Annotated in this window: 13 protein-coding genes and 2 riboswitches; of the genes, 8 read left to right on the top strand and 5 right to left on the bottom strand. The window is 40.1% G+C overall.

The features are described from left to right. Positions 1-22 precede the first annotated feature (22 nt). From QE429_RS03265 to QE429_RS03250, 4 genes are read left to right on the top strand one after another with little or no spacing between them, the layout of a single operon-like run. On the top strand, positions 23-1,015 hold the full coding sequence (locus QE429_RS03265) for a dihydroxyacetone kinase subunit DhaK (protein WP_307284014.1): 993 nt from the start codon (positions 23-25) through the stop codon (positions 1,013-1,015). Positions 1,016-1,029: 14 nt separating this feature from the next. Then, positions 1,030-1,404: a DAK2 domain-containing protein gene (locus QE429_RS03260; RefSeq protein WP_307284012.1), complete on the top strand. Its 375-nt coding sequence runs from the start codon at positions 1,030-1,032 to the stop codon at positions 1,402-1,404. Continuing rightward, the gene (locus tag QE429_RS03255; protein ID WP_307284009.1) at positions 1,379-1,687 is read left to right on the top strand and encodes a DAK2 domain-containing protein; all 309 of its coding nucleotides are present in this window, start codon (positions 1,379-1,381) and stop codon (positions 1,685-1,687) included. The genes QE429_RS03260 and QE429_RS03255 overlap by 26 nt, the downstream gene beginning before the upstream one ends. Further along, positions 1,684-2,472, top strand: a complete 789-nt coding sequence (locus tag QE429_RS03250; protein ID WP_307284007.1) for a triose-phosphate isomerase — start codon at positions 1,684-1,686, stop codon at positions 2,470-2,472. Before QE429_RS03255 ends, QE429_RS03250 begins: the two co-directional genes overlap by 4 nt. A gap of 416 nt (positions 2,473-2,888) precedes the next feature. On the opposite strand, the gene QE429_RS03245 is transcribed toward QE429_RS03250, so the two are convergent. Beyond that, entirely contained in the window at positions 2,889-3,827 is a 939-nt protein-coding gene (locus tag QE429_RS03245) for a sensor domain-containing diguanylate cyclase (RefSeq protein WP_307284005.1), read from the bottom strand. Positions 3,828-3,925: 98 nt separating this feature from the next. Beyond that, positions 3,926-4,010: riboswitch (cyclic di-GMP riboswitch) on the bottom strand. A 265-nt stretch (positions 4,011-4,275) separates the two neighbouring features. On the opposite strand from QE429_RS03245, the gene QE429_RS03240 reads away from it, so the two are divergent. Beyond that, complete coding sequence (locus QE429_RS03240) at positions 4,276-4,800, top strand: hypothetical protein (RefSeq protein WP_307284003.1); 525 nt, start codon at positions 4,276-4,278, stop codon at positions 4,798-4,800. Then, positions 4,797-6,197: a hypothetical protein gene (locus tag QE429_RS03235; protein WP_307284001.1), complete on the top strand. Its 1,401-nt coding sequence runs from the start codon at positions 4,797-4,799 to the stop codon at positions 6,195-6,197. The genes QE429_RS03240 and QE429_RS03235 overlap by 4 nt, the downstream gene beginning before the upstream one ends. A 103-nt stretch (positions 6,198-6,300) precedes the next feature. Here the strand turns inward: QE429_RS03235 and QE429_RS03230 are convergent, their stop codons facing one another. Both QE429_RS03230 and QE429_RS03225 read right to left on the bottom strand, forming a co-directional pair. Next, entirely contained in the window at positions 6,301-7,311 is a 1,011-nt protein-coding gene (locus QE429_RS03230) for a hypothetical protein (protein WP_307284000.1), read from the bottom strand. Between the two features lie 44 nt (positions 7,312-7,355). Continuing rightward, positions 7,356-8,783: a hypothetical protein gene (locus QE429_RS03225; RefSeq protein ID WP_307283998.1), complete on the bottom strand. Its 1,428-nt coding sequence runs from the start codon at positions 8,781-8,783 to the stop codon at positions 7,356-7,358. A gap of 230 nt (positions 8,784-9,013) precedes the next feature. On the opposite strand from QE429_RS03225, the gene QE429_RS03220 reads away from it, so the two are divergent. Next, complete coding sequence (locus QE429_RS03220; protein WP_307283995.1) at positions 9,014-9,877, top strand: J domain-containing protein; 864 nt, start codon at positions 9,014-9,016, stop codon at positions 9,875-9,877. A 223-nt stretch (positions 9,878-10,100) separates the two neighbouring features. Then, a riboswitch (cyclic di-GMP riboswitch) is annotated at positions 10,101-10,181 on the bottom strand. Between the two features lie 97 nt (positions 10,182-10,278). Here the strand turns inward: QE429_RS03220 and QE429_RS03215 are convergent. Further along, entirely contained in the window at positions 10,279-11,202 is a 924-nt protein-coding gene (locus QE429_RS03215) for a methyl-accepting chemotaxis protein (RefSeq protein ID WP_307283992.1), read from the bottom strand. Positions 11,203-12,334: 1,132 nt separating this feature from the next. Then, positions 12,335-12,706, bottom strand: coding sequence for a YolD-like family protein (locus QE429_RS03210; protein ID WP_307283989.1), 372 nt, complete (start codon positions 12,704-12,706; stop codon positions 12,335-12,337). Positions 12,707-13,592: 886 nt separating this feature from the next. Between QE429_RS03210 and QE429_RS03205 the strand changes: the two genes are divergently transcribed. Further along, positions 13,593-14,414 carry a hypothetical protein gene (locus QE429_RS03205; protein ID WP_307283987.1) on the top strand — a complete coding sequence of 274 codons (822 nt, stop codon included), beginning with the start codon at positions 13,593-13,595 and terminating at the stop codon, positions 14,412-14,414. Positions 14,415-14,442: the final 28 nt, after the last annotated feature.

Here is a 14,442-nt window from a genome sequence, read left to right as displayed (position 1 = left end):
TTCAAAAGAGAGTTGGTGTGATATGAAAAAGGTCATTAACAATGTTGAAAACGTTATTCCCGAAATGCTTGAAGGTGTGATTGAGGCCTATGGTGATTTTTATAAAAAAACAGAAACAACCAACGGCATTGTATTAAAAGAGAAGAAAGACAAAGTGGGAGTGTTAATCGGCGGAGGCAGCGGTCATGAACCATTATTCTTTGGGTTCGTTGGCAACGGTTTAGCTGATGGGGCTGCAATTGGAAACGTTTTCGCTGCACCAACTCCAGACACCATTCTAGAAGTAACTCAAGCCATCGATGCTGGAAAAGGTGTGTTGTATCTCTATGGTAACTATTCAGGAGATGTCTTAAATTTTGATATGGCTGCAGAGCTTGCTGATTTTGAGGGAATTGCAACAAAAACTGTTGCTATTTCTGATGATGTAGCTTCGGCTCCAAAAGATAAAAAGCGTGAACGAAGAGGAATTGCCGGAGACGTGATGGTATTTAAGGTTGCAGGAGCAGCCGCAGATTCTGGATTATCATTAGAGGAAGTCGCGCTAGTGGCGGCTAAAGCTAATGATCATACCGGTTCTATCGGTGTCGCTTTATCTCCTGGAACGATTCCGGGTGAAACAAATGCTTCTTTTTCCATTGGTGAAGATGAAATTGAATTTGGAATGGGTCTTCACGGTGAGCCAGGAGTTAAGCGCTCTCAAATGTTGCCTGCTAATCAATTAACGTCCGAGATGATGGACCTGTTATTTGCAGATATGGATTTAGCTGCTAACGACGAAGTATGCGTGCTTGTTAATGGCTTAGGTTCTACCACTCTATTAGAATTGTTTATTGTGAACAAAGAAGTTTCGAAGATTCTTAAGGAAAAAGATATTAAGGTTTTTGATACACATGTAAACAGCTATTGTACCACACAAGAAATGGGCGGCTTTTCCATTACTTTACTAAAGCTGGATGATGAATTGAAGAAATATTATGCAGCCCCTGCCTATTCTCCGTTCTATGTTCAAAAATAAGGAGTGAATATCCAATGACAGATACAAAAAAACGACTTGAATTAACAGTTGAACAAACAAAGGAAATGTTTCAATTTGTTGGGGAAAAAGTAATTGCGAGCAAGCCGCGTTTAACAGAAATTGACAGTGCTATTGGTGATGGTGATCATGGTATCGGGATGTCTGTTGGTTTTAAAAAAGCGATTGAAAATTTAAATCAAAAAGAGCTTCCTACCATTAACGAAGTGTTTAAAACAATTGGGATGTCGATGATTAGCTCCATGGGTGGAGCATCCGGCATTATCTTTGGAACCATGTTTGTTGGCGGCGTGAAAGGTCTTGAGGAACATAAGACCCTTAATTTACAAACATTGGCAACCATTTTTGAAAAAATCACTAGAAGCGATTAAAACACGCGGAAAAGCGGATTTGGGCGATAAAACTATGATTGATGCCTTCCAGCCGGCTGTTTTGTCCCTAAATAATTCTAATTATTCCGACTTATCAGAGGCATTGCAGGAGGCAGCGGCTCAGGCCAATGCCGGTGTTGAACGGACAAAGGAATTCATAGCGAAGTTCGGCCGCGCCAAAACGCTTGGAGAGCGCGCCATTGGTCATCAGGATGCTGGGGCTACGACAGTTGCAATTATTTTTGAAGCGATGGCAGAATGGGTTGTAGGAAATGTAGAATGAAAGATAAAGAGATTTGGATTGGAACCAACTGGAAGATGACAAAAACACTCGCAGGGGGTTTGGAGTACTGCAAAGAGTTGAAAGAATTAGCTAGTAGTTTGAACGGTTCAATCAAATTGTTTATTATCCCTCCCTATACTTCCTTATCTAGAATACGAGAAGAATTAAGCGGTCATGATATTTTGCTTGGTGCACAGAATATGCATTGGGAGGATAAGGGTGCCTACACTGGTGAAATCAGTCCTCTGATGTTAAAGGAGATAGGAATTGATCTTGTGGAGCTTGGTCATTCCGAAAGAAGACAATACTATAATGAGAATGATCACGATTTAAATAAAAAGATTAAAGCTGCTCTTAATCATGGGATGAGGCCACTGGTGTGTATTGGGGAGAATAAAGAGCAGAAGGATTTTGGGGTGTCGTACGAGGTGCTTGCTCAACAGTTGAAGGTTTCTTTGTTTGGTATCACTGTTGAACAACTATCCAATATATTGATTGCTTATGAACCGGTTTGGGCGATTGGTGAGGGTGGGACACCGGCTGATGCGGATTATGTAGCGGAAATTCATAATTATTTACGCTGTGTGTTAGTTGATCTGTATGGTGAGGATGCTGCGAAGGATGTTCCGCTTCTGTTTGGCGGGAGCGTTAATACCGATAATTTCAAGGGCTATCTCTCGTGTAAGAACGTGGACGGATTGTTTATTGGCCGAGCGGCGTGGAATATGGTTACTTTTGAAGAAATTTTACGACATATTGATTCTAATTTACCTATATATAGTTAGAGTAATCGACCCATCCCTTTTTTGGATGGGCCTTTTAGTTTGATAAATTTATGCAATTCTAGCAAGGTGAGAACCACCCTTTTGCTTGCTACGGCGCGGGGTAGTTTTCTTGTTTTCTAGAACGTTTTTCCGAAAGAAATATGCGCTCAATTCACGCATAACCCCCTTCAGAACTTCTCATAGAATTTCAAGAAATGTTTCCATGATTTTCACCGTCTCCCCTTAATTTTCCATAACCTTTAAACTATATCACCATAGAATGCCATAGGGACGGTTCTCATGGTTTTTTCCTACCCATCGGAACCGTCCCTTTTCTGCATTTTCACCTATTTTTCCTATATGCTAAACTAATTAATCCTTTAGTTAAAACGAGCATAACCCCAATACAAAAGACTTGGAGCTATAAGGTGCTTCACCTACGTAAACACACGATTTTTTCTGCTCACTTTATCTTCGTACATTTTTTTATCTGCCTGAGAAAATAATCCTTCCATTTGCTCTATTGAACTGAATGCATAGCTATATCCGATAGACATTTTAATCGTATATTCGAATGAATGAGCATTATACTTTTCTATATCTTTACGAATATCAGATATAAGTTGTTGAACTTGACTTTCTGTCTGATAAATCGTAATAATAACAAATTCATCCCCACCAATTCGTGAAACGGATATCTCTTCTGTGGAGTATTGATTGATAAGTGCTGCAACCCCTTTGATTAATTCATCTCCCGCCCTGTGGCCAAAATGGTCATTTACATATTTAAGACCATCTACATCACAAACGATTAAGGCAACAGGGACATTTATATAGGTATTAAGCTCTTCAAATTTCTTCTCAAAGTATTCCCGATTATAAATATCCGTTAGAGGATCGTGATATATTCGATATTCTAATGCCTGTTGTAGTTTTACCTTCTCATCAATATTCCTCATAATTCCTTGTATGACCACTAATTGCCCATTTTCATAGATAGGGCTCGCGTATTCCTCAAACCACCTATAATGTCCACTATTGTCTCTCCAACGCTGAATGAAGATTTCAGAATAATCCATATTGCCGCTTACTTTACGCATGAGCGTTTCATAATCATCAGGATGAACCCTTTCAAAAGGGGCGTAAAGATTTAATTCAGCTTCTTCAATTACCCCTTTGCCTAAAAAGGTTTCAATAGAAGGACTTATATAGGTAAACTTCATCTTCGGTACCTCATAGTAATAGACAACGTCCTTTGAACTTTCTACTAACTGGGAGATGGTTTGAAATTTTCTTTTCCACTTAAGCATTCCGTAAAGAATCCATACCAGAAGACCAACAAATACTACTAATAAAAGGATGACCGTTACCTTCATGTCGTTTTCTCCAATCTCCCTGATAAAAGCTTACTTATTTTTCTCAATAAAAATAGACCAACCCAACATAGATTAGTCCATTGATTTGGAAAATTCCTATTGGTAACTGGCTAACATTGTCTCGCGACTTTAGTCCCTATAGTTTTGCGTCTTCATCTTTCAATGAATTTGCCCTTCACACATATGTATATAATCAAACATGTATAATAATATATCTAAATTATAATTGTAAAATATAACCAGGTCAATATACCTAAAGGGTCGGTTCTACCAATTTTTTTAGTCATCACGAAAAAGAAAAAAACCACCAGAACCGTCCCCTTGGATTCCCTAAAATAAAAAAATTACAAACTAATCCTTTTTTTCTAAATTAAGTATTATAATCTAGTTAAAAAGCTCTATTATTTTAATAAGAATAGTGCATTTTTCACCAAAGGGAGAGATAGGAATGGCAAAAAAGGTATTGTATAAAAATATGGAAGCTTTAGAACCTATTAAAAAAATTCTTAACGAGGCTGGAGCAGCCGTACAGGACCGAACAAGGACAATTGAAACAAGTGACATCCCTGAGGTACTCGGTGCTGTTGCTGGGATTGGAGTAGGTGGAGCTGCAGGCTTAGGACTCTTATCCATCCTTGGCGTGTCTGGATTAAGTGCGGCAGGAATTACTTCAGGTTTAGCTGCAGCTGGTTCCATCGTAGGTGGCGGAATGGTTGCCGGAATCGGTGTACTAGCTGCACCAGCAGTGATTCTCGGTGTTGGCGGGTATGCCCTTCTTTCTGCTTCTAAAAAGAAAAAACTGGTACAAACAAAGGAAGCATTATTACAGGAAGCTATTAAAAAACACGATGCAATCATTAGAGAATTAAAAAACGACTTAAACCAAACACAGAAACGGGCCGAATATTTAAACTCCTTAAATATCCTTCTTTCAGGGGTTATTAAAGACCTAAAAGCGGATATTGCCGCATGAGTAAAGCAGGTCCATCCGATAAATACATAACAAGTAAAGCAGACCTAGAAAAGCTAAAAATTCTAAAGCACCAATCAGATAACTTAAAAGAAATGGGTAACCAACTAGATCACATCAAAAAAACGATGGATTCATCTATTCAAGAATCAGAAGACCTTTTACGCAGTTTGGGGATTAGCCTAGAAAACATGAACATGAACCAAAAAACAAGTGAGCGAAAACCTAGAAAACTGGCACTTCGGTCATGGGATGATCTATTGGCAGATGCTGAAACTTCATCTAATGATTCCGTTAGTTTTGCTGATATTCTAACCGCTGAAGAAATCCAAGGGGTTGAAAATCGCATTGAATTGTTAAGAGGGGATTTCAAATCCATCCATAGGCTAGATAAGATAGATTGGTCCATTTGCGGAGTTGCAGGTGTATTAGCTTCTATCATTGACATCTTTTTAGTCCAAATGCCTAAACATCCTGGCATGTTAGGGAGCAAGGGACACGATGGGGGACCATTATCCAATCTGATTAAAGAAAAGATACAAGGTGCCCTCACCCCTGCAGAAATACATGAACTTGAAAGAAGAAATTGGGTTCCCTATGATCCTTCTACCTCCAGAGGCTTAAATCAAACGGTTGAGGGGTTAGGCGCGAGAACGCACCGGTTTCAATCATTAGGCCATGACCCCTTACTTGGCTTCATTTTTGGAACACTTGATATATTAAAAGGCAGGTTTACTGCCATCGATAAGCACGGGAAACTGATTATACAAAATGTTGATATTGCTGGCAGAGATATTGCTGGCATGAATATCTTTGAAGCCCTTGCTAGGGTGTTTGGTCATATGAAATCGGATATTTCCACCTCTGCCGGCCTTCCAGCTCCACTCATGCCTTTATTACAATTCTTGCAGGTAGGGAGTATTGGACGAGGCAATTACACAATCGGAGAAGTTTCTCGGATGATGTATCGGCAGGGATATGACTTCTCTCACTTTTTGGCTATGTCTATTCCAACCTTGCTAATCGAGGTCATTGTTAGAGTCTCCTATTTTGCTAAAAGAATGATCGAGGGAAATGATATCAAAGATTCATTACCATTTGATACACCAGGAAACAAGAAACCAAAGCTCCAAACCATGTTATTCTCTGCTCATATGATTGCAACTGCAGCAAATGCAGGTAAGGTGGCTATCACAAAGAACCCGCTCTCCATCAGTTACCCTCAATGGATTGCTTTCTTTAAATATGGATTTCAACAATTAAAATGGGGCATGTATGAAAAGGAAAATCAGATGTTTGATTTTGTCCAAAAAGATATTAATAACGATTGGGACAATATTGATAAACTGCTAGATGAAACTTGGTCCATGTTTAATGGCGAGGATATAAAATTTACATAAGAGTTTTCAAAAGGCCCTTATTGAAAAAATCAATAAGAAAAAGCGGGGACAGTCCCCCGGCGCTTTAGCGCAACGGGGGACTGTCCCCTTTTTTTATCTCTTCTTATTCCGGCACCCACTCCGTATCAAACCCCTGATCATCCTTATACACCTTAAAATCACCCGAATTCACAAATAGCCTGAAATCGCCCGAGCCATCGTCTCGTGTACAGTAAAAAGCATAATAGGTTTGCCCGTTGGTATCTAAATCCCCATCATACGCAACAATGCTTGCCATCCCTTCAATCTTCTCATTGACAATCGCCATGGCCTGATTGAGAGCTGCATTCTTCGCATCTTCATCCGTCATGGTCTGCTCCGTCGAAACCGGTTCCGTCACAGCAGGCTGCTCTTCCTCCACCACCTCATCCACAGCGGGTGCCTCTACTTGAAGATTCGCTTTTATATCAAGCGCCGAAACAAAATCAGATACATACTGTTGGAAATTAGAATTCCGATCAAAATCCAAGATATCCGGGTGATCCCCGACCAATTCAGCCACCACCGCCAGCATCGCTAAACGAGTCGCAATCTCCTCTTCCCTCCAAGATCGATCATCCTTTTCCCCATCCTCATACTTCTCTCGATACCAGTTAATCTCATCAATAATGGTACAAATCTGCCCATGAAAATAGAGGTCCTTACCTGAATTAGGAATAACAGACCGAAATTCATTTAACTCATCTTCCAGTTTATCCATCGCCGTAATCGGATGCTGTTTCACTGTCGTAATCGAATTATATCGTTTCTCAAAGTTCTTATATAACTTAAGATAGCCCTTATGTGACACTTCCTTCTCCCCATGTCTAAGGCTATATATCAGGTTGTGACTGGAGATAATCTTCGGTTTTTCCTTGGCCAAATAGGGTTTGGTATCATAAGTTGGATCGATGTCATTCACCATCTCAATCACATCCTCCGGAAAGGCATCGTCCAGATCCTCATAGACACTCCATGTCCGCAAAGCTTCCATAATATCCGTATTGACCCTGACCATATCATCCTGCCTGGTACAACCCACTGCTAAGCTGAAAAGCAAACCAGTGATACTGCACCCCATTACAAACTTCCTCACCTGCTATTCCCCCCGTGTTGTCAACATTTCTCTCTCTAGTAAACTTACTTTAATGTAATCGAATCAAACGGAGCACTAGCAACCGCCCCCTCACTCCTCTTAACAAATAACGTGTGTTCGCCAACTGTATAATAGAGCGTGTAGGAAGAGTCTGTTTCACTCATTCCCTCTTCCTCCGGTTTCCCTAAAGCTTCAATCACATCATCATACGATAACTGAATAGGCAGCTGGAGTGTATACACCGGTGTATCTGGATAATCCGCGTAATCATAATCTACACCTAACCCACAATGGCAACTTTTATAGAGTAGCACACGTCCTCCTTCTGCATCCCCCATCCCATCAGGAGCACCCATAACATTCTCCAGCGCCGGCCCAATCGGTTCACCTATGGAAACGTCCACTCCTTTGATTTGCCCTTGACCAGCAAGGGTCAAAAAGTCAGATGCCAACACCTTTTTATTATTGGCTTTCCAATCCCCCTTACCAAAATCAACCGTCTGGCCATCATCCGTTCCCTGAGAAGAAGTCTCCCCCTCAGCCCCAGACCCATTCTCTAGAAAACTATAAATAGCTGCATTATGAAACTCGTAAGAATCATCCAAAAGATATTTCCACTTACCATCCTCTAAATGGAAAAACCACTCAAACTTGAACTCTTCCGGCTCATCCATTCCCTCATAGTTTTCCTTATAATAACTACCCTTCACTCGAATCAGTCCATCCACCATTTCCGGCGTAAGAACCTGATCCTCTTCATCTATATGTAAGTCATCCGTAATCTCTTTAATCGTATAGGAGACCATATTCCCTTCCGATTGGCTAAGCTCGTCACGGATATCATCCAGTGTTTCTCCCTGCTGTTTAAAAAAGCTAGAATAGATGCCGGAAATTGCCTCCGCGTCCTGATTCTTTAAGGCTTGTACATAGGTAAGAGCCGCCTCATAGGCATCCGGCTTCCACGTGACCCCGTCTTGATCATCCTTACCGTAGAACATCCATGCCCCTTTTTCCCAATGAAACCAAAGCTTCTCACCCGTCCAATTGACGCCTGACTCTTCATAAGGAGCATACTCCTCCCGTGTGTCCCCTTTGGAATCAAAGAACAATGACACGAGGTAAAATTTCTCCGTCTTATTCGTTTTCGAAGTTTCTCTAGGCAACCGGTCTCTCACACCTATAACACTGATCTTATAACCTTCGAGAGCAGAAGTGGCTGGCTCGATGTCCGTTGTAAAATCGTCCAGAGTAACACCCGCCTCTTTATAGACGTGAGATACCATCCCAAACGCCTTTTGATAGTCTTTTCTTTGGATAGCCTTCACATAGGAAACCGCCTGACTCGCTACCTCTTTTTCCGTTGAAGATAGATTCGGATTCATATCATCCCCGACTGCTTTCTGAGAGGAATGAGCACATGCGGTTAACGTCCATAATAGAATCACTGCCCCCAGCCATCTATGTAATCTCACAACCAAAATCCCCCTAAACTAGTAAAACTTTCTATCTCTATATTATTTCGGAAAAATTTACTAATTGTTTAGAAACTGCCGCCCTCAAAGAGGCAACCATCAACAGCTACAAAACGCATACTCATTTTTTCCTATTTCGACAAAAACTGCAGACATTCGACATAATTATTATGGTATAAAAAGTAATAAATAGTTATTTTGTCGGATTTAACATAGGGGGAATCATCAAAATGTTCATCATCATTTTAGTCATTATTGGTTTATGGTTAATTGGTTCCGCTAGTTCCGGTTCATCTAGTTCTAGTAGCAACCAAAGCAGCTATACTCACACCACATCATCAAATTCGAACTCAAATTTTATTCCGATCTATGGGGAGTTCGAAAGCGGCTCCTACTTGGAAAAAGTCAACGTGTATGTAAAAGGACCCGTGTATAGTTATCCAATAGGAGAAAGCTTTTTCTGGGGATATGGCGGCGGTCGTCTTTTAATACAAAACTCCAGTGGACAGTTATCCATTAATCTAGTAAAGTCACCCGATAATCGAATCGTCCCTTCTTCCTTTACCATTAATAATGAAAAATTCTCTGTTATTGAAAAGAACGGTCAATTCTATAGTCAACAATCCTACCGTGACATCAGCCTCGCCAGAACCATCAACTATATCTTAGACGAGCAGGCACGATTAAATATGGATCAAAAAAGTCAGGAAACGACCTTTGAATTTTTGATCGGCCTTTTAGTCTTTAATATGCTGCTTAAGAGAAAAGTCATCTTCCGTCATGGAAAAGAGGCCATTGAGGTGGCTGGGGGGACAAATTTACAAGCAGAGTCGGATAAATTATGGTCCGTGGCTGTCGATTTGGTAAATAAATATGCAAATGATTATTTGGCGGAAAGAACGACTAACAAAATTCAAGAATTACTTTCCATACTCGAATTACCCTCAACCGAAAGAGATCTAAACGTCATTAAAAAGCAATACAAAGTACTGGCGAAAAAATACCACCCAGACGTGTATTTAAAATCGGATCAAAAATTTAAACAGATTAATAGTGCCTACGAAGAACTGTGTACCTATTTACAGGCATCATAAAAACCAGGGGGACGGTTCTACTGGCTCATAAGCCACCAGAACCGCCCCCCTGGTTTCCACCACAAAAAAAAGAGCACCAGGCTCCATTTTAATTGTAACTATTACTACTTGTCTTTCCACATCTGATACATTTGCTGGTGTAATAACTGTACTTATGACGTCTACGTAAGAAACATAAGATGGATTTAATCTTCAAATAGATCGACTCCTTTGAATGAATAAACCCGGCAGCCCAGCCATCATAGTTATCCTTAGACCTGTGACTTTGCGTCCCTACTTTTCAGTAGGTTTGCCTTTATCAGATTAATCTTAATAATATAACTAATTATAGTGTTTTTAATAAAATTTGGAAATACAAATAGTTCGACTCGTATCGACAGTCCGTTCCACACAAGCACCGATCACAAAAGAAGGTCTTTGAACGTCTTCGCTTGAGAATCAAGTTGTAGCGCAGCCGTTCCAATTCCACTAAACTCTTCCATCGCTTGTTCAACCAGTTTCTGACTATTAGATATGCCTTCTTTTGAGCGTAGCGTCACAGAATTAATTCGATTAATTTCTTTTGAAATCCCTTCGATATGAGATTTCACCTCATGGATGGAATCCTCCACCCGGTCTGCCAACTTTTGAATCTCCTTTGCTACCACATTGAACCCACGCCCGTGCTCACCTGCATGTGCCGCTTGAATCGTCGCATTTAAGGCTAATAGATTGGTTTGTGAAGCAATACCACGAATGGTTTTAATAATATCGGTGATAGAGGTTGCTTGTTCTTTCAAGGATTCAAGAATCTCTAAATTCTCAATAGACTCATGAACAAGTTTTTCTGACGCCGAGGCTACTTCTTCGCTTCGTTTAATCCCCGACTCCGCTCGGTTCAGTAATTCCGCAGCCATCTGCTGTAATTTAGTGGCCACTTCCAAGGTGTTATTCTCTCGTTTCGTAATATCCGTGGCAATCTTTACAACACCTCTGACTTCTCCACTCTCATCAACTACTGGGCAATAGGTGGCCTCTAACCAAATCAGTCTTCCATATTTCGTAACCCTTTGAATTTTCTCCTGAAAACTCTTCCCACTTCTTAAGTTGCTCCAAAACTGTTCATATTCCTTACTGCGTGCAAATTCCTCCGTACAAAACTGCTTATGTAGAAGGCCAGGCATTTCTGTAACATGGTAACCCATCGTAGCAGCAAAATTCTGGTTTGCCCATAACACCTTTCCGTGTGTATCAAATTCTATCATCGCAAGTGACCGTTCAATGGCCTCTAAAACAGAACGATCTTCTAAAACCTGGGAACTACTCGTTAGTTGGATACTCGACATCTATTTTCCCTCTTTCAAAAAATTACATAAATTATAATCTTTCTCATTTTATTCTAAATAAGCCTTTTTTACTATTTATTTCTATTTTATTTTAAAAGGAATTCCGGATAGTAAAACCAAAGCTCTATATTGACCTCCTAAAAACGAAAAAGAACCCTGTGCTGACAGAGCTCCTTCTAATTAATTAGTAACCTTTCAGCTATGATCTTGTTAGTCTCTTTCTCGGGTTCTTCCCCACTTTGATCCAGAAACTATGATCATTGCTATCAATAAAAAAGCGAATGCGAAAAAACCTCAAAGGTGTCCAAACCTCACGAAAAGAATAATACGGCATGGTGATCGCCTACCCTTTAAGAATGACAACAGAAATCATGAAAAAGATGAACGAGAACTGGCAGCTTCTTTTAGGAAAAGGAACTTAATAAAGTGACTGAACCTGTCCCCCCTAAGTTAAAGTACTACACCATTACAATATGTTTATAAAAGAGAATCAGGAGATAGTATCCTTCAAACAACTCCCTGCTAAATTGGGTGCCCTTTCATTGTAATATAGGGATTAAGTCCTAAAAACACATAATGACAAGCTGTGCAAAATTTGACACTTTTTATGTCACAATTTAGCTAATTATTCAGTGCCGTGCCTGACACCTAATTTCACAAAAAACTCTTCGGGCTAAAACCACCGGGACGGTTCTCCTGGTTTTTCCAACCAGGAGAACCGTCCCTTTCGTCATTTTTCAAGCATTTTCCCTATAAACTATACTAATTAATCGTTTAATTAAAACGAGTATAAACTCGATGATAGGGCTATTTTCAGCACATAAAGCGCAAAAAAATTGTCGACTATCCTACCTCGGGTTTCCTTCTTATTCAACAACATAGTAGTTATTTCTCACTAGTCGACTTTTTCCCCTTCGCTTCCCCTTAATCCGATAGTAAACAAACGTTTGGTTAGTAGATGCTTGAGTACTTGCTATCATTGGCTTCCTTCGAAAAATACAGCAAAAAAATTGTCGGGAATTGCCAGCACCTACAGAGATAACAACTCATAGATGTTATACATCCCTCAAAGAGTTAAAGCCACCAGAACCGCCCCCCGGTTTTCTTGAGAGGTAGCAGGAACCACACCAAATTAACTAACAACCTTCACCCCAACAACACTATCAAAAGCTATACGCTCAAATTCACCAGACTTTGCTTCTATGCGCAGCTCCTTGGTTAATGGATCTACGTAATGCACCCTGCCAGTTACCTCATGAGTAAATCCGTCATGCCAAATCGCAACCTTCACTGCATGGCCGTATTCCATGGCATAAGCTATTCGCAAGTCAAACTCTTCCGCTTCATGCTCGTCTATGATTGGCTTCCTAGTCCGTTCCGTATCACGCCAAAAATTCCGCTGAGTCTTCGCTAGTTCCGGCAATTGAAAAGCTGCCTGCCATTTTACTATTCCTCGATCACGTATCGCCATCATCATCACCTCAATAATATTATATACAAACATATGTTCTGTATGCATCTAAAATTACTGAAAAAAGCCACAGGAAGGTCCAAATCCCACAGCTTGAAGCACAAAATAAGAAGCCCTTCCCCTCCTCCATATCCCATCATCCAACAAATCTTTTCAATTTTCATGATCTGCGATACCATCTAAACGATTAATTAAAAGTTCAACAAACGGCCCCCTATACATATTCCTAAGCACAATCCCCTAAAAACAATGTCGATAATCGATCAGCAAAATTCCCCTACACTTCCCCTAAATCCCTGTCTTTTCTCCTCAACCGACATAATCCTGTATCATCCACCCATATTCGATACTAAACAAACGATTGATTAATAGAAGAGAGAGCCTTAGCAAACACTGTTTTCTCGCCTTGAAATCCTTAAAAAGAATGTCGACTATTGGCGATTATTTAAATTCTTCCTTTTATAAACTTCTCGTAGAATTTCAAGAAATGTTTCCATGATTATCACCTCCTTTCCCCATACAAACGGAAAGAAGCACAACAATCCACCACCCAACAATATTCAGTCGGTGCTTTGAACACCATAAACATCTTATATACAGCATCGAGTTGTATACTCCCTTTGGGTTTATTCTAAACCCACAAGTGTAAAGTGCCACCAGAATCGTCTTAGGGACAGTCCCCCGTCGCTGTAAAGCGACGGGGGACTGTCCCTAAACTTGTTTCTACCCTAAAATCGCTATTAATCCCTACATAAATGACAAAAGCGCACTTTTAAATCACTTTAGAAGCCAAAATAGGCACATAAACGACGAAAATGGCTTCTAACTTGAAATAGCGGCATTCGAATCTTCTTTCCAAAGCCTTTATTGTAGGACTTGCCAACAGGCTTACAATAGACCAGCGAAAGGTTGTCACGGGATGAAGAATCTAAAATCTACCTCTATGGATCAGTACGAACAGTATTCACAGTTTGAAAGTCTTAAGGAATTTAATCATCATATTGAGATGTGGCTCTTAGATACAAAACAGAAATTTTCAAGAGGGGAACTAATCGGTTTAAAAAGGCTGATCCGTTTTTCTGCGAAAATACCTGGCGTCTCTCATGCGAAAATTGGGACCGTCTTAAAAGCAATCCATGAGGAATACCACAATCACGGAATCTCCCGATCTACCTTTAAACGCATGATTCAAAGAGCCATTCAGTTAGGCATTATTACCGTCTATGAAACCGAGCGAAAAAATGGCTCGCAATCCAGCAACCTTTACGTATTTAATCGTTATCCTTCAAATGAACCACCAAAACCGCAACACATGAACCACCATAAAGAAACTATTAATCTTTCTGAAACTAATAAAGAGATAAAAGAACGTAAATGTGATCAACAACCATCATTGGATCATACATTCACCATTGACAGTGTACCAAAGCCATTTACGCAGCTGGTTCAATATTTCTTTCCAGAAGCTAAAGTCATCGAGGAGTACTGGAAGATGACCTCTATTTGTGCCTATCGATTGTATTCGAAAACAGACCATGAAAAGGTCCTTCACACAGCCATTCATGCCTTTAAGCAGATGATCAGGAAGCTCAAAACCACAAAATCGCTGAAAAACCCGATCGCTTACTATTACGGAATCTTAAAGAATAAATTCTTCGAGGATTTTAATGATTTAACGCCTCAACACTCACCTGAAAAACATTGGTCACTAATTGAATTGGAAAATTACATGAAAAGCTAAGCAAGTTAGCACACCAACCTATAAAAGT

The sequence above is a fragment of the Bacillus sp. SORGH_AS_0510 genome (assembly GCF_030818775.1).
Classification (GTDB): Bacteria; Bacillota; Bacilli; order Bacillales; family Cytobacillaceae; genus Neobacillus.
The sequence above is the reverse complement of the archived record's forward strand: the minus strand, read 5'-3'. Positions and strand labels throughout refer to the sequence as shown.